This is a genomic window from Microcoleus sp. LAD1_D3 (assembly GCF_036702135.1).
Taxonomy (GTDB): Bacteria; Cyanobacteriota; Cyanobacteriia; order Cyanobacteriales; family Microcoleaceae; genus Microcoleus.
This window is the reverse complement of the sequence record NZ_JAUBSB010000017.1, coordinates 14,952-32,506: the sequence shown is the minus strand read 5'-3', so window position 1 is coordinate 32,506 and position 17,555 is coordinate 14,952. Positions and strand designations below refer to the sequence as shown.

11 protein-coding genes are annotated in these 17,555 nt (G+C 44.3%); 4 read left to right on the top strand and 7 right to left on the bottom strand.

What is annotated here, in order from left to right:
* Window positions 1-29 precede the first annotated feature (29 nt).
* The 4 genes from QUA74_RS12485 to QUA74_RS12470 form a co-directional block, all read right to left on the bottom strand.
* A complete protein-coding gene (locus tag QUA74_RS12485; protein ID WP_333328894.1) occupies window positions 30-1,922 on the bottom strand; it encodes a tetratricopeptide repeat protein in 1,893 nt (630 codons plus the stop codon).
* Window positions 1,915-6,006, bottom strand: coding sequence for a tetratricopeptide repeat protein (locus tag QUA74_RS12480; protein ID WP_333328891.1), 4,092 nt, complete (start codon window positions 6,004-6,006; stop codon window positions 1,915-1,917). Before QUA74_RS12480 ends, QUA74_RS12485 begins: the two co-directional genes overlap by 8 nt.
* A gap of 24 nt (window positions 6,007-6,030) precedes the next feature.
* Window positions 6,031-8,814, bottom strand: coding sequence for a tetratricopeptide repeat protein (locus QUA74_RS12475; RefSeq protein WP_333328888.1), 2,784 nt, complete (start codon window positions 8,812-8,814; stop codon window positions 6,031-6,033).
* Window positions 8,815-9,093: 279 nt separating this feature from the next.
* Window positions 9,094-9,954, bottom strand: coding sequence for a calcium-binding protein (locus tag QUA74_RS12470; protein WP_333328885.1), 861 nt, complete (start codon window positions 9,952-9,954; stop codon window positions 9,094-9,096).
* Window positions 9,955-10,826: 872 nt separating this feature from the next.
* Between QUA74_RS12470 and QUA74_RS29865 the strand changes: the two genes are divergently transcribed.
* On the top strand, window positions 10,827-10,988 hold the full coding sequence (locus tag QUA74_RS29865; protein ID WP_445251662.1) for a transposase: 162 nt from the start codon (window positions 10,827-10,829) through the stop codon (window positions 10,986-10,988).
* 325 nt (window positions 10,989-11,313) lie between these two features.
* Here the strand turns inward: QUA74_RS29865 and QUA74_RS12465 are convergent, their stop codons facing one another.
* Complete coding sequence (locus QUA74_RS12465; RefSeq protein WP_333328883.1) at window positions 11,314-11,499, bottom strand: hypothetical protein; 186 nt, start codon at window positions 11,497-11,499, stop codon at window positions 11,314-11,316.
* 1,647 nt (window positions 11,500-13,146) lie between these two features.
* Here QUA74_RS12465 and QUA74_RS12460 point away from each other — a divergent pair.
* Window positions 13,147-13,344, top strand: coding sequence for a hypothetical protein (locus QUA74_RS12460; protein ID WP_333328880.1), 198 nt, complete (start codon window positions 13,147-13,149; stop codon window positions 13,342-13,344).
* Between the two features lie 734 nt (window positions 13,345-14,078).
* Window positions 14,079-14,279 (top strand): hypothetical protein, encoded by a 201-nt coding sequence (locus QUA74_RS12455; protein WP_041622289.1) that lies wholly within the window; start codon window positions 14,079-14,081, stop codon window positions 14,277-14,279.
* Window positions 14,280-14,606: 327 nt separating this feature from the next.
* On the opposite strand, the gene QUA74_RS12450 is transcribed toward QUA74_RS12455, so the two are convergent.
* Window positions 14,607-15,356: a pentapeptide repeat-containing protein gene (locus QUA74_RS12450; RefSeq protein ID WP_333328877.1), complete on the bottom strand. Its 750-nt coding sequence runs from the start codon at window positions 15,354-15,356 to the stop codon at window positions 14,607-14,609.
* A 54-nt stretch (window positions 15,357-15,410) separates the two neighbouring features.
* Between QUA74_RS12450 and QUA74_RS12445 the strand changes: the two genes are divergently transcribed.
* Complete coding sequence (locus QUA74_RS12445; protein ID WP_333328874.1) at window positions 15,411-15,938, top strand: phosphoribosyltransferase family protein; 528 nt, start codon at window positions 15,411-15,413, stop codon at window positions 15,936-15,938.
* A gap of 343 nt (window positions 15,939-16,281) precedes the next feature.
* Here the strand turns inward: QUA74_RS12445 and dxr are convergent, their stop codons facing one another.
* Window positions 16,282-17,472 (bottom strand): 1-deoxy-D-xylulose-5-phosphate reductoisomerase, encoded by a 1,191-nt coding sequence (dxr, locus tag QUA74_RS12440; protein ID WP_333328871.1) that lies wholly within the window; start codon window positions 17,470-17,472, stop codon window positions 16,282-16,284.
* Between the last annotated feature and the right edge of the window lie 83 nt (window positions 17,473-17,555).

Sequence of the window (17,555 nt, the reverse complement as noted above, 5' to 3'; positions counted from 1 at the left end):
TTACAAGTTGTTCTAATCTTAGCTCAACTTTATTCCCAATCAAACTGCCTCCCCAAATATTCCTCTAATTCCTGATTGTAATGTCGGAAATAATCGCTCAACCTGTCGCGAACCGATTCATTTACCCGCTGATAAGAACCAGGATTAGCATTTTGGTATTCAGACAATTGATATTCCGGCAAATCTAAGAATTCTAAAACTTGCTTGACAGAGGTCTCCGCACGTGAATAAAAATCTTCGCTTTTCAAAATTAACAACTGTTCTGGGGGAAAGAAAGCCCGCCAGTTTTTTATAAATTCTATGTACCTACCGCGAGCTAAATAATTCCCCGGTTCCTCGCCGATGATGTATTCTGGATTTTGATTCAACCGTTCAATTTCATCGCTAATTACTCGATCGAGCGATCGCGCTTCCCAATTTAAGCCAGTCAAGCGGTAGAATTGAGAAATCGCCCGATCGACCGGATTTCGCAAAAGTACAATCAGTTTAGCTTCTGGAAACTGGCTGTAGAGCCGTTCCGGTGCTTCCCGATAGTCAAAATAGCTCGGACTTGCTTCACCAGTCAAAAATTGCTCTCCCGGAGGCATTGGCGGAAAATGAGCCAAATACCAATCAATCCCTCTGTCAAAGTGCCACGAGAAAAAATCCATCTCCTTTTTAATCGGAGTCAAAATTTGCGGGTGTTGAGCTAAATAAGTATACAGAGAAGTCGTGCCGCACCGCTGAGAACCAATAATTATAAAGTTAGGAACTTGGACTGGTTTTAAGTTCCAATTTTGTGGAACAGGCATCTTGCCTGTATCTGCTTGTGGAACAGGCATCTTGCCTGTATCTGCTTGTGGAACAGGCATCTTGCCTGTTCTCTTACTGATAATAGATGCCAAACTTTCTTTGTAACTGACAGTTCGATAAAAATCAATCGCCTCGGCAATTTTACCTTGCCTCGTCAAAGCTTCCCCCAAATTCAGATAAGGCCAAAAAGCCTCCGGTTTAGCTGCAACAACTTCGCGACACAAGTTCTCAACTTCATCTAGCTTGTTTTGCCTCACAAAAACTTCCCACAAATTGTAATAAAACCACCAAGGAAGATCGGGATTTATTTCTATTGCTTGAAAAAATGCCGCCGCCGCTTCCTCCCAATATTTTTGGTTGCTCAAAACAGCACCTAAATTGTAATAAGACCAGCAATCATCTGGTTTTTGAGCGACAGTTGCGCGAGATGAGGCTAATGCGCGATCCTCTTCGAGGGCTTCGCTAACGAACTTTTCTTGCTGCTGCAACAACTCCTCTAATTTCGCTGATTTTTCTGCATAACTCGGCATATTTGTCAACAACGATTTGTAAAGAATAATTGCGCTTTTGGGGCGATCGTACTTGGCTAAATTCTCTCCTAACTGCAAATAACACTCCCAATTTTCCGGTGTAATTTGCAATTGAGATTGTTCTAACACTAAGTTTAAATCAGACTCTGTTTGTCCGAGAGCGTATCCCAACTTCTCGTAAATTCCCGGCAAATCTCCGTCAATTTCAACAGCTTTTAAATACGCGGCGATAGCTTCATCCCACTGTTTGAGTTTAGTTAAAGCGTCGCCTAAATTGCAAAAAGACCAAGCAAAATCCGAGTTGAGCGCAATCTCACAGCGGTAAGCAACAGCAGCCTCTTCCCATTGCCGAAGTTTCAGCAAAGCATCGCCCAAATTGTGATAAGACCAGGAAAAATCAGGATTTAACTCAACAGCTTTTTTGTAAGCAGCAACAGCTTCCTCCCATTTTCCAAGTTTCAGCAAAACATCGCCCAAACTGTGATAAGACCAAGAAAAATTAGGAGTTAATTCAATAGCTTTTTTGTAAGCAGCAACAGCCTCATCAAACCGACCGCTTTCTTGCAGGGAATTACCAAAATAGTGGTAGTCATTATACATGCAAAACTCCTGCAATAGTCAGTAATTTTTCCAGCGAGTTCACATCCAACCGCATATTTTTATGTAAAGGTTTTGTCGGAGTTTCATCATCAACCAAATCACCAATTAAATAGTAATGTTCCAAACTGCACAAATTGCTAATCATCCAATAACAATAGGGAACGTAAAGGGGAGAAAAAATCTCAATCACCTTAGTTCCCGGACTGCAAAAAACTAGATTTGTCAACCCCCCTCCGTGGGGTGCGACAACTACTTTAGCAGCAGCCAAACACGATGCTTGTTCCGCTATCGACATCGTTTCCAGCTTGACACTGCGGAACCCACATTTTTCTAAGTATTTAATTACCTCTTCATCGTTGACTATCCGCCGATAGGATGCGTGTTGGCGGCTGATATAAATTCGCTCTGAATAGTCTGTATTTAGTGGCTTTTGTTCTTTTAAAAATGTCTGTTTGAGATATTCACACTTCCATTTTGAAACAGCTCCCGACCCGTTATAAGATATTGACGGAACTATTAATTTATCTGCTGTAATGTGTAAACTGCAGCGACTTTCTAAAAGTTTATCTTGAGGAATTCCTAAAGTCTCTAAAGTTTCTGCTTGATAGGAAGAATCCCTGGCATTGACAACAAACTTATCTATAGTTTCTATCAATCCGCTCCGCTGTAAAAGGTCAAATCGCGTAATCACATCAAACATCCAATGAAAATAAGCGGCTCCACCCCAGCGAGCAGATAAAAAAGCCACATTTCCATCGACGTGTTCAGCGGGAGGCAATTTGTCGGAAGTGATTACCAATTCAGCACAACCCATTGAAATATCAGCAACAAGTTTATTGTCTGAAGTAATGACGGCGCTAGTCACAACATCTGCCCAAGCTCGTCCGTTTGGCAATACGGCAACAAAAGCTTTTCTGGAATGACTTTGATGTTCCCAAAATCTGCGGCTGCTGTCGATTGTTTTGGAATTAGATAAATTGATTTGACTCGCAGGATGGATGTCAATGCAGGTGAGGTTAGGATTAGATTCTGCTGCAACGGTCAAATCTTCTGTAAACCCACAGTATTTTTCGAGAATACTTAAGGGTAAATTTTGATTACTGCATTTTGCCCGATCGCTCTCATCGACTTCTCCTTGTTGTTCCAGAGCATACCCTATATTATCGTAAGCTTCAAACAAATCGGGTTGAATTTGCAGTGCTTGGACTAAATTAGTGATGGCCGGTTCCCACTGCTGTTTTGCAATTAAACTCAAACCCAATCCTTCGTAACACCAACAAGATTTTGGTTCGAGATTGATACCTTTTTCATAAATGGCGATCGCCCTTTCCAATTCCCCTTGATTCCGCAGTGCATCGCCCAACTTTTTGTACAGCCAACTATGCTCAGCTTCTAGCTCAATAGCACGATCAAAAGCCGCTGCTGCTTCGGGCCAATTTTCTTGTAATTCCAGAACTTCCCCCAAACTGTTGTACAACCAACAATCATCCGGATTTAATTCAATAGCTTTGCGGTAAGCCGCCGCCGCTTCTTCCCAGTTTTCCAGTGCAACCAAAGCCTTACCTAATCTCTCGTAAGACCAACAAAAATCGGGATTCAGTTCAACTAACTTGCGGTAAGCAACAGCAGCTTCCTCCCACTCAGAAAGCTCCATCAACACATCGCCTAAATTGTTGTAAGTCCAACAAAAATCGGGATTTAACTCAATAGCTTTGCGGTAAGCAGCAGCGACTTCGCTGTGTTCCTCAATTGCCTGCAAAGTCTCCCCCAAAAAGTGGTAAGACCAACTAAAATTAGGGTTTAGTGCGATCGCCCGTTGGTAAGCGACCCGAGCTTCGTCAAACAGTTCTTTCTTTTGCAGAGTTTTACCCAACTTGTGGTAAGTTAAGTAGTTGCCCGACTTAATTTTAATAGCTGTTTGATAGCGATCGCTCGCCTCATCTAAATAACCCACATTTGCCGCAATATCCCCCAACTTTTCCCAACCCAGAGACAACAGAGTTTGCTCTTCGCCCAAACTTTGATGGCCCATTTTTTTGACAATCAGTTGATAGCCTTTATGTACAACTTCTAACTGACTTCCAAACATCTCCAAAAAAACATCTATCCCTATTTTAGTATCTTGCTCCGGGCTGTCGGGAAAGGTAAACTCGTAATCGTCAAAAATCATCAATCCCCCAACTTTCACCAACCTCCAAGATAAAATCGCATCTTGCAGAGCACTGGTAGGTTTGTGACAGCCGTCAATGTAAGCAACATCGTAATATTCCGAAGTCAAATTCACTAACAAATCTTGAGAGTAACCTTCTAATTCAATTACCCGATCTGCGGCTCCCGTTTTAACAATATTGCCCTTAAAATGTTCTTGAAAATACAAATCAATACAAGTAATCTTTGCCGTCGGATGAGTTAAAATATTATCCAACAGCCAGCAAGCCGACATTCCCTGAAAACTGCCGATTTCCACAACTTGAAAATCCGCACTTCCGGTAAATTCCTGCAAATGCCGTTGCCAAATAGGAATATTGTGGGTAAACCAATCTTGGGTAAATTGATAATCTTTCGCCGCACACTCAGGCCAACCCCTCAATTCGCCCGCTTTTTGGTGGCAAATAATTGCTTCTTCTAATTCCCCTAATTGCGGTAAAATATTTCCTAAATCGTTGTAAGCCTTAGAATTGCTCGGATCGAGATCAATTTGGTGACGGTAAGCGGCAATTTGTGCGTATAACTCCTGTTGTTTCGCCCGAACCTCATCCAGTTTGGCCACAACTTCCGCAGCATTGGGTTCAATTTGCAGTGCCATGCTATAAAATACTATCGCACCTTCAAGCTGCTTCTGTTTCGCTAAACTATTGCCTAAATTTATATAAAACTCTGCTCCATCTAACTCAATTCCCAGCAATTTGTGGTAAATTTTCCCGCTTGCAAGTACCTCAATAGCTTGACAATAAGTTGCGATTGTGCTTTCTAAACCCGATTCGCTGCGCTTCCGCAAAACATATCCCAACCGCTGATTAATTCCCGTCAAATTCGGCTCAAGCTGAACCGCGTGCAGGTAAGCGCTAACAGCTTCATCCCAGGATTTTTCGCAGGTGAAGGCAACTCCCAAATTGACATAAAACCAAGGAATATTTGGATTTATTTCAATAGCTTTGCGGTAGCAACTAATAGCTTCCTGCCACAGTTGTTTTTGAGCCAAAGCGTCCCCTAAGCAATTGTATGCCCAGTAGGAATTATCATTAAATTCAAGAGTCTGACGGTAACATTTAATTGCTGCATCAAACTCGCGCTTTTGCATAAAAATATTGCCCAAGCTAAGGTAAGCACGAGCATAATTGGGATTGAGTTCGAGGCTTTTGCGGTAACAGGCGATCGCCCGATCGCATTCTCCTCGCTCCGCCCAAGTTTTACCCAAACTGTGGTAAGATTCAAAAGAATCTGGATTAATTTCAATGGCTTGTCGGTAATTGGCGATCGCCTCATCCCACCGCTTCTGACCAACCAGCATTTCCCCCAAATTGTGATAAGCTGTTGCCAGATTCGGGTTTAACTTAATGGCTCGCGAATAATATTCAATAGCGCGATCGAACTTTCCCAATTCAACAAAACTATTTCCCAGGGTAACGTGCTCGTCCGCAGTTGCCCAATTTGGCTCGATATTGAAAGCTTGATACCAGCAGTCTGCCGCCTCTTCTGGCTTCTCCAACTGCGTCCAAATTCTCGCCAACAGCCGGTAAACAGCAGCAAAATTCGGCGCTAGCGAAATCGCTTTTTCACAATTTGCGATCGCCTTTTCCCACTGTTTCCCCTGAGAATACAAAATGCCGAGATTAGCATAAACTTCCGGCAAATTTGGATTGCGATCGATCGCCGATTCATACCACTGCTTAGCTTGCTCGATTTCACCTCGAACCTGCATCACCTTTCCCAGCGTCTGGCACGCTGCCGCCAAATTCGGTTCAATTTTCAACGCTGACTCGCAAGCAGCAACTGCCTCATTCAACTTTCCTTCGGCTAAATAAACTTCTGCTTGCCGATTCAAATCAACCGCTGCCTTTTCCATCTTCTCAATCGAGGGCATAATTAAACTTGCTCCAGACACCAACTAACCCAAACCCACCACCTCAACCATCTTTTTCAGCGAACTCAAGTTCACTAAAATATCTTCAGTCAGCGAATTCTGATACATCAACTGTCTAATAGGATAGCATTCAAAAGCCTCGCCTGTTAAAAAGTAATGTTCCAACTGCAAATATTGACTGCTTCCCCAGTAATAATGGCTGATATAGTGAGGCGACACCAACTCAATTACTTTAGTTCCCTGGCGACTAAAAATCGTATTTGTCAAGCCGCTGCCGTGGGCAGCAACTATCACCTCAGCGTGATAGAAATGAGCAATTTGCTCTGCCAAAGACATCGACTCAGGCAAAATAGAAACAAAGCCAAATTTCTCCAGAACTTCAACCACATCTTCTTCGTTCAAAACTCGTCGATATCTTGCTTTGCTGCGGCTGATGTAAATGCGTTTTGGATAGCGCGAACTAGGTATAATTCCCTTGAGAAACTCCCGCCTCAAAAAATCCATCGCCCACCCAGAAGGCCAGCCCAAATATCCCGCAAAAGAAGGTACAATCAACTCGGTTGCTTGTATGTGTGGCAAGCGATCGCTCTCCAAGACTTTTTCTTCGGGAATGCCCAGAATCCTCAGACTTTCCCGCTGAAATTGGTGCTGACAACTATTCACCAAAAACCAATCAATCTCCGCCAAATCCCTGCCACTTCGCCGCAGCAATTCTATCCTCGGCAAAACGTCAACCATCCAGTGAAAATAGACATTGCCCGACAAACCAGAAAGCACCGCCACGCTGCCGTCAATTTGCTTGATAGGCGGGAATGATTCTAACTTAAAAACGCTATGTTTTCTAATATCATGCTTTTCGCATCCCGGCAAAAACCCCGGATAATCTCTCGACACATCAGCCAACAAATAATTGTCAGGAGTAATTACAGCGATAGCCTTGCAAATCAGCCAATAATTTTCTTGCGGAACAATCCAAACTCGCCCGTTGGGAATCTGTGCCACAAAAGTCTTTGGTGACTCCACAGGTAGCGGTTGCAAGTTAGACAAACGGCAAACTCCCCAACCCAAATGCACCGGATCGAACCACTTAGAAAGTCTCTGCAAACACAGCCCGCAAGTTAACCCGGCACAATCGGAATTGGCAAATTTGGAATTGGACCTCGCAAATTGGGAATTCGGAATATTTTCTGCACTTGCTTCTGGTGCATATTTCCAAACTATTTCCACATAATTGTCCGCATCCAACTTTGCCTTAACCAGCCAATCCCAACTCGATAAATAAATACCGTGAGGAGGTTTTATAGAAGTGCTATCTGGCAAGATAAAACTCTTTTTTTTCCACTCTTTCTGATTCCCGTACCCGTGCAATTGCAGCTCTAAAACCTTTTGATAATAATCGATCGCCCGTTCCCAGCGCCCCTGTTTTTCCAGCAGTTTTGCCAACTCAAAATAAACCTGCGGTAAAGCAGGTTGAATCGTCAAAGCCATGCGGTAAACTGCAATTGCTGCACTGAACCGCTGTTGCTGGGCTAAGGAATTTCCCACCCGCCAGTAAAGCTCTGCATTTTTGGGCTGAATTTGCAAAGCTTTTTGATAATAAGCGGCGGCCGATTCGTGTCCGCCGTACTCTGTTAAAGCATTTCCCAAATGCAAGTAAATTTCGGCTAAATTATCGCAAATTTCAGCAATTGGTAATTGGGCATTGGGCATTGGGCATTGGGCATTGGGAATAGTTTCTTTTTCTTCCTTCTTCGCTCTTCCTTCTTCCTTCTTCCTTCCAGTTAGTGCTGTGAGAAATCGATCGCACGCAGCGATCGCCCTTGACAATTCATCCTCTTCTACAGCAGCAACTCTGCGCCTGTCTCCCAATCGGCAGTAAGCCTCAACAAAATCAGGCTTCAGAGCTATTGCCCGCTCAAAATAAGGCATGGCTTCCGCAATTTTGCCCAAAACCATCAAAGAAAACCCGGCGTCGGTATAGCCCGAAATATAGTCAGAATTGACCTCGATCGCGCGATCGAAACAAGCAACTGCCGCTGAATGTTCCCCCTGTAATTGCCACGCTTTCCCCAAATTGTAGTGAGCCAAAACCATGTCCGGCTCCAACTCAATAGCTGTGAGGTAAGATGTGATCGCCCTTTCCGGGCTTTTGTCCAGCAAGGCTTGACCCAAATTATTGTGCAGCGTTGCCCAATCCGGCTTAATCTCGATCGCCCGCTGGTAAACTTCGATCGCCTCAGCAGCCCGATCGTCCTTTAGCAAAACCACACCCAGATTGCTGTAAGCTTCCACGTAATCCGGCGCCACGGCGATGGCCTGTCGGTAGGTATCCATTGCCGCTTCAAGCTGACTATTTTCATCTAAAACCACAGCCAGATTGTATAAAGCATCGAGATAATCGGGTTTGTTGGCGATCGCATTTCGGTAACACTCGATCGCCCCCAACAAATTACCCTGCTTGTGAAAAACATTTCCCAAGTTATAATGAACTTCAGCCCAATCTGGTTTCAAATCCAGAGCTTGTCGGTAGTGAAAAACCGCCTCATCCAGCCACGAATAGTCGCTGTAAAGTTGACCCAAATAAGCATGAGCCAGAAAAAACTGCGGCGAAATCTCCAAAGCTTGCACAAAAGCGTCTCTTGCCGCCGTCGGATCGCCTTGAGCTTCGAGAATTTCGCCTAAAGTCGTGTAAGCCGAGGGAGAAAACGGTTGAAGTTCGATCGCCTTTTTGCAAAACTCGATCGCCTCCGTTAACTTCCTCCTGTTCAAATAAATTTGGGCTTGCCGGATATATTCTTCAGTGCTCATTGCTAGCCAGCAGTTGCGGTTTCTTTACCGCTTCAGTAAAACCTAGAAATTCTAATTTAAAAACTTTGTATTTATATTTTGCCCGATCGGGCGATCGATTAATTTTATCAATAACTGTCGATCAATTTTTTTTTTAACTGCCCCTCCTTCAGTTCCTCCATTGAATATTTCAACCTCACCCCGCTTGTAGCAGAGTGAGGTTGAAATCCTTTAAAACTACCGGCTTTGTGAGAACAGCCCCGAATCTTATCCGGTGCTGCGCCACAACAGCCAGTTGTTTTAGAACAACTCGAAGTTGTTCGAGGTAATCGTCAGGCCAGGCTGCAACTGAGCAATAGTTAGCACTCCGCTGGTGCCGTTGAAGAACAACGTACCGCTTGTTGGGTCGTAGACCAACTTGTTCGTCGTGGTTGCTCCTGGAGTAGCTGCGTTGAAACCAGAAACGACGACAAACTCGCTTGCCTCGAAGCTGCTGCCCAAACCAGAGAACACACCACCCGATTTCAAGCGGATCTTATCTTCACCTGGGGTAAAGTCAGTGATCGTGTCTACGCCATAATCGCCACCGCTGGAGAAGAAGTAGAACGTATCGCTGCCAGCACCGCCCGTGAGGACATCACTTCCTCTGTCGCCAGAGATAAAGTCATTGCCAGCGCCACCATCGACAGTATCGTTTTCTTTACCGCCGTAGAGAGTGTCGTTGCCATCACCACCGCCGACAATATCGTTGCCTTGGCCGCCAAAGACTGTATCGCTGCCCGATCCGCCGAGTACGGTGTCGTTGCCTCTGTCGCCAGAAACCAAGTCATTGCCATCACCGCCATCAACGAGGTCATCCCCTTTACCGGCAAAGATCCGGTCATCGCCAGTCCCGCCAGCGACCACATCGGCGCCGCTGCCTGAAAAGATAGTATCGTTGCCGTCGCCGCCGCCGATACTGTCATTTCCGCCTCCGGTAATAATCAGGTCGTTGCCACTGCCACCAGCGACGACATCTGCGGGTCCAAAAGTCAGGATGATGTCATCCCCGGCGCTGCCGTTCAACCTGCTAGAGCCTAAGGGGGTGCCAATAACGGTTGAGCCACCATTACCACCTGGTAGTGAACTTGCTGGGGTTGTTGGATTAGTTACCTGGGTCATTTACACTCCTCCTAAAAGATCAATCATTTTTCTACAATACACTTTTCCCTCCAAAGGGATTCAATAAATGAAACCGGACATCGGTTGAGACCCTAATTGACCCGGCTGCTATAAGCTGTCATGTAATTTAAATTGTCAGCAGCGAGCCTGGGAGCGCGAGTTGAATCTTGTATTCGTTGAGCAGCAAATCTCGGTTGTTTCCTGCTTTTGACTCTCGACTCCACAACTGCCTCCTCTAACACGAAAATATTCCAGTTAAACGTTTGCGAGTTTACCATAATGACCGTCGGTGTGGCTAGTCATTATTAAAACAATACCCTGAAGATACACAGAGACCCTTTTTAATGGGAGTATGCTCTCAAGATTAAGAAGTCGCACCGGGTCCTTGGCACTGTCCATCGTCGGATAGTTCGATCGCCCGCAATGGGGCTGGAACTAAGCTGCGATTTTTTTTAAGTACATTGTAGTTGACCAGACTTTTGATTTTCGCCAATAGTTCCCCAGAAATCAAAATTTTTTAGCTGGCTTTGAAAGCAAGCCTGCACAAGCTGGAGGCCGGATTCAATCAAAACTGCGTCCAAACACACTCCCCGACTGGTTTTTGAGCCTCATCACCTTGATATTTCCAGCCAAATCCCTCACGCTCAATTTAGGATTTTGGCTAAAAAACCCAGTTTCTCAACCACAATCGGTCATTTCAACCATGATCCGCATCCCTCCGGACAATCTGACAATGCAGCGCTCGTCTTTTGGTGAAGTTGGGATAAACGGTTGGCCGGAGATTTATGACGGTACTGTCACTAGATTTTAGATTTTAGATTTTAGATTTACTCCAGAGATGAATCTGGGAACTGGAACTAGGATATAAAATTTTGGGCTGCTGGCGAATCCTGCCCCAGTTATGGGTTGGCGCAATTGTAGTTATGAATAATTTACCTGTTGATAATGCTGAAGCCATCAATTTTTTGATTGCATCTATCGGAGCAAAGGTAAAATTCTTACCCCCCTACTCACCCGATTTATCTCCCATCTAGTTTTATTGGGCAAAAATCAAAGCCATTTTCCGTTCTGAAGGATATCCACCTTCAAATTTTCTTGATGAAGCGATTACTAAAGCTATTAATGCTTGTACTGATGAAAATGCTTGGGCGTCCTTTCATCATTCTGGTCTCTTTTGAGAACAAATTAAATAGTTGATTTGTGTGGTATATTCGATGGCTAATAGCTGTGAGTTAAAATATTAAGTTTTTAGCCAAGAGTTTTTGACTACTAATTGTTTTTAACTTGGATTTGCTCATTAACGATTAGCAAATTCCCCGAAATTGGGTTCGGCATTCATTCAGAGAAAATCTCTACTATTTATTCCGAGCGGTGTGCTTCTAGTTGCGCTGGTGACGCGTTGGAATTGCTCTGGCTGTCGTACCTGTATATGTGACCGTCACTCTCGAAAATATAATTGATGGAAGTAGCTGCATAGTAAGTCAGCGCTAGCAGCGACAATAGATTAAGAACTCTATAAATTGGTTTCTCAGATACTTGGTTCATTTTGACTCCTACTTTTTATGCAAATAACGAATTTGGATACCGTGACGGCACTTTTTTTTAGAAGTTCCCAAACATCTCGCACCTCTAAAAATTTAGCTGGCTCCGGTTATACACTCCTGATGCTCGATCGCCCAAAATAAGTCGTACTTGCGATTTGAAACAGTTTTTGTTGCCTATTTCATATTGCAGTCTCTGCCTTGAATTGTCTATCTAACTGCGGTAAGACTTAGGCAATTTAGACGCAAACGAACTCTACAATTTTTGACTTAGAGCTGCTACAATTTGAAAAGAGCGAGCTGGAAAAGGTTACAGAGCAAACATCCTAGCTGTTTTTTAACGCCTCGCCAGGATTTTCCCACCTTCGATTAATGCTACGTAGCAGCCGGAAGTATAAAAATTCTTAAGTTAGTCAGCGGCAGGCGGAAATACGTCTGAAGTTATATTTTTGCAAGCAACAGGCTATGTTACATTACATATTAATTTTGAGCTTGGTTGAGGTGGCAAATAATTTTTGAGTAAAAAAATGTTGCGGTCGCTGTCCGATAATTTGAGTCTGACAATTTTGACTGAACAATTTTGACTGAGCCGCACCATTAATTCACGATGTGACAGAAAAAAGTAGGCCTCAGTCGATTGGAGACTTCGGTGTGATACGTTCAGCGAGCGCTGAGTCTATCTGGCTCAGTTGAACGATTTGAGATTTGAGATTTATTCGACAGATGAATCTGAGAGCTTGAACAAAAGCCTAAAGTTTTGGGCTGCTGCCGACTCCTGTGGGAAACTTGTATCCGTTTTTGGGCGGGGTCAAAAAGCAGAAGGCAGAATTTGATATCGGTAAAAAAATACTGTTTTAGGATTCAGAATTTTTATTGAATTCTACCTTCGAGCTGCATTTATTTTTACAATTAAACAAGATAAATTACTCGCTGCCAAGAGTGATGCACGCCGAATAATTTAGCACGAGATAACCCACTATGTTGAAGCCAGTTACTTCCACAATTTATTATAATTCTTGATCGCCTTGAGCTGTTTTTACAACCGACTTTTTGCTGGTAATTTGCAAAAGGGATAGGGGCAGAACAACAGGCCAAAAGAGAGGCCCGAGGATTAAGGCTATCCAAGAGATCAAGTCTTTTTTAGATGTCGCAGTATCATTCCAAAAACTTTTGAACCAAACAATAAAAACGATTAAGGCAACCGAAAAGTAGCTAATCATTATCATTTTTTTATCTACCTGCCTATAGATGGGATAGAAGTATTTATAATTATTGTATCTCAGGGTGTGGTTCGCCGATCGCAACTTTATGCCCTGAGCTGCAAGCTGCAAGTGTCTAAAACCCAAAGTTTCACAGCTATCCAAGTCCATAGGCTGCGATGTTGAGCGGACGTACTCCCCCTGCGCGGCGGTATTTGGAACTCAAAGCCTTGCGTTCAGAGCTTTTCGAGGTTTTGTCTAGCCTAGAGGCTATCACCCCAATTATAGCTTATGCGATCGAGGTCTTTGGTTTTTTGTGATTTCACTCACGTATACTCGCAGACTTCGGTCACAAATGGAGCCAAGAACGATCACACCGCTTAGCCAACTGCAATCACCCTACTCTATTCTCAAATGCTCGATATTATAATAGTCGAGTTCAACGAGATTTCATGCAAGCTCTGACTTTAAAATCTGATCGCGCGATCGCTGAACTGTTCTATCAAGTCACCCATTCCGGCAATCTGACTCGCACTGAAAGCCACGGACTGCGCGCACTCTGCCAAAGCGCTCTCAGCGAAGACGCCAGAGATGCAGTCAACCGCCTGCTGCACGCCATCCGCCGCGGATGGGTCAGGATTTCCGATTAGTCCCCTCACACAAGAAGTTGAGATGAGTATTTCTACTTTCTCTCCTGTCAAGCTTTGCCAACAATCAGATTTTCGTGAATAGGTCGCTCCATTAACCCTCTCAAAAAAAATTGTGGATAGAAAAGCTCCAACCCGGTTTCTTGAAGAAGCCGGGATTTTTGATTTTAAGCAGTCAGTCGATTTTAGATTTTAGATTTTAGATTTTAGATTTTAGATTTTAGGTTTTAAATTTTAGATTTTAGATTGACTTCACAGATGAATCTGGGAGCTTGAACTAGAGCTTAAAATTTGGGGCGGATGCCCGCTCCTGTCGGAAACTTGTCTCGGTGTTTGGGGGGGTTATTAAGTATATCCACGGAACAAAGACCACACCAAGAAACTAAGTAAATGTAGGTAAAAGCGGCTTTATAAATACTCTAAAAGTTTAACGTTGAATTAAGCCGAGCGATTTCGCTAGCAGTCATTAGTAATCTATTAATAGGTAAATATTAATTTATTTGTCACCGTTTCTTAACCAAAAGTAGAGATGTGGGGGTTGCCACAAGCGAGGAATCGAGACGGGGTTTGTGTTTCAAGTAGCAGGGCTATCAAGAAAACATCCGATCCCCAAGTTCGGCTGACACAAATCACTCATCAAGAGCCAATCGATCACATTTACTCCCGTAGTTGAATCACATAAATTTTGGAAAAATCAGTCAATACTGTCAAAAGTGAGTTCAAAGAAAAAACACATGATGAAAACCCAAACGCTGTTACCTCAATTTACTATTGCAGAGCTAGTCTTTCAGGTATATCACTCCGGTCTGCTGACTCCCACTCACCGACAACAGCTCAAGACAGCGCTGTTAAATGACTGTCTTACCGAAGAAGATCAAACAGCCATCAACCGCTTGCTCCACGCCGTTCGCCGGGGCTGGCTGAAAGTTGTAGATTAAATTATCGCCAATTTTTTTTGCCACTCCTCTTTAAATGAACTGTCAGTCGATTTTGGATTTTCGACTTCGGCAAGCGCTCAGTCGAACCGTGGAGTCCCGCTCACTCGAACAATTTGAGATTTTAGACTTACTCCACAGATGAATCTGGGAGCTTGAACAAGACTCTAAAATTTTTGCCTCTCCACAACACGAGTCCGGGGCTTCTCTCGATTTTTGGACGCCTGAGATTAACGCAGAATTAAATCCCCTTAAAAAAATCAGGCATTAGCCTAAATGTAGGGTGCGCCACCAGCACCCTGCGGTTTAACTTCTATTTGGGCAGCTTATTTACTCAGAGATGTTGCCGTCAGGCATCATCGCCTCTCTCAGATTCGCTTCATTCAAATTTGTCCCGCGCAAAGAAGCTTGATGCAAGTTTGCTCCCCGGAGATTTGCTCCCTTAAGGGAAACTCCGCTCAAATCTGCTTGATGGAGATTTGCACAGCTCAAGTTAGCTCCGCTCAAATCGGCTCCCTTCAAATCCGCTTTTTCCAGATTTGCTTCCGTCAAATTTGCCCAGCTCAGATTTGCTTGAGTTAAGTTAGCACGGCTAAGGTCAGCTTGTGTTAAGTTCGCGTCGGTTAAATTTGCTTTACTGAGGTTGATTCCGCAAAGTTTTACTTCTGTCAAGTTGGCACCTTGCAAGTTAGCGTTAACTGCATAAACTTGAATCAAAATTGCCCCCTGAAGGTTTGCATCTCTCATGTCTGCACCCCTGAGACTCGCCCCCGTTAAATCGGCCCCGCTGAACACGACACTCCGCAAGATGGCTCCGCTCAAGTTCGCTCCCACCGCGTCGCATTCGCCAAAATTAGCGGACATGAGGTTGGCTTGGGAGAGGTTGGCTTGGCTGATATCTGCTTGATACAGATTAGCTCTGTAGAGGGTGAGACCGATCGAATTTGCACCTTTTAAATTAGCGTGACTCAGGTCAATATCGCGCAAATTTGTCCTTGACATATTGACGCCGGCCATGTCTACTTTGTGAAAAACCCGTTCTCCGGCTGCATACCGTCTGAGAAGTTCCTCTGCATCCATGTCATTTTCCCCAAAATAATTAATAATACCTTTGATATTTCAATAATATTAGGAATGAGTGACCTTTACGTTTCTTGGCCTGAGTACCATCGGAAAATTGAGGATTTGGCTGTAAAAATTGAGGAATCTCAGTGGAAATTCGATCGCATTGTCTGTCTGGCGAGGGGAGGGCTGCGGGTTGGAGATACTCTGTCGCGGATTTTCGACAAACCTCTGGCGATTTTAGCTGCCTCGTCCTATGGTGGGGCCGAGGGAAAAGTTCGGGGTGCGATCGAGTTTGCCCGCGATTTGACAATGGTGGGCGATAATTTGGGCAGCCGCATTCTCCTGGTTGACGATTTGGTGGATTCGGGAATTAGTTTAGAGCAAGGTATCGCTTGGCTGAAGAGTCGCTACGGCGAGGATATTCAGGAAATTCGGACTGCTGTACTCTGGTACAAGGCTTGTTCTGTTGCAAAGCCGGATTATTATGTAGATTATTTGGCTGACAATCCTTGGATTCACCAACCTTTTGAAATGTACGAAAAGATGAGTGCGGCTGATTTTGCAGCCAAAGTTGGGAGTGAGTCTATAAAAGGCTAAAGTCTGGTCAATTTTTTATAGGGTTTTGCCGATATTTTGCACTTTTTGGCATAGTCGGTCAGGGGGGGAAACCCCTGTCTCATAGCTAAAGTCCTCTCAAAGAAAACTGAATATTTATTAAGGCTGGGCAGTCGGTTTGAACTCACATCTTGCACCATTCTCAAGAACCGGCTTTCCGGCCTGTTCCACAAAGAGTAGATTTTCTTGTGGAACGGGCATCTTGCCCGTTCATAAAAAACTTATTGACAATGGTGCAACATCTCAATTTGAACCGACTTTAGCTATGAGACGGGGAATTAATTCCCCGGCGGGCTTGTGGGTAAGTGCAATTCTGCTGATACAATTAGCGAACCGAAAGAATACGATCGCCCAATTCCATACTATCTGCCAAAACTTCCTGCCGCGCCCACCGATCCGCAGCCAAAATATCGTCTAAACCTGGACTTTCACAGTTATCGGTTTGATGTTTGTCGCACGCCTTCTCAATCAACTTCGGAATATCCAAAAACTGAATCTTCTCCTCCAAAAATAGCGCTACCGCCTGTTCGTTTGCCGCATTCAGCACCGCCGGCATCGAACCGCCCGCACGTCCCGCCGCATAAGCTAACTGCATACAAGGATACTTCTCGTGGTCGGGTTCTCGGAAAGTCAAATCCCCAGATTTCACCAAATCCAGCCGTTCCCAATCTGTATGAATTCGCTCCGGCCAAGACAAAGCATAAAGCAGCGGCAATCGCATATCCGGCCAGCCCAATTGCGCCAAAACAGAGGTATCTTGCAACTCAATTAACGAGTGAATTATGCTCTGGGGATGGATGACAATATCAATGTCGTCATAATCCATCCCGAACAAGTAATGAGCCTCAATTACTTCTAATCCTTTATTCATCAAAGTAGCAGAATCAATCGTGATTTTCTGCCCCATCGACCAATTCGGATGTTTCAAAGCATCGGCTACTGTTACTGCGGCTAATTTGTCGATCGGCAAATCTCGAAAAGAACCCCCCGAAGCCGTGAGAATAATTCGTCGCAACCCGCCAACCATAACACCTTGGAGGCACTGAAAAATTGCCGAATGTTCCGAGTCAGCCGGTAATATTTTAACGCCGTATTTTTCGATTAAGGGGTTGACAACGGGGCCCCCTGCGATTAATGTTTCTTTATTGGCTAAGGCAATATCTTTACCTGCTTTGATTGCCGCAATTGTTGGCAGCAAACCGGCGCAGCCAACTATGCCGGTGACGACGGCTTGAGCGTCGCCGTATTGGGCAACTTCGACAACGCCTGACTCGCCAGCAAGTAAAATAGGTTGAGGGTCGAGATCTGCGATCGCCTCCTTCAATTCCAGTAATTTATCTTCGTCGCAAACCGCGACAATCTCCGGTCGAAACTGGCGAATTTGCTGGGCCAGCAACGTTACATTTCGTCCGGCGGTTAACCCGACAATCCGAAATTTGTCGGGGTATTGAGCTACAATATCCAGAGTCTGAGTGCCGATGGAGCCTGTGGAGCCGAGAAGAGTTATTGCTTTCACAATTTTTTAAGGTTTTGTGGATTATTCTAATATTACGATTGCGGGGATAAAAATTAGTGGTTAACTATTGCGTGGAAAGCACA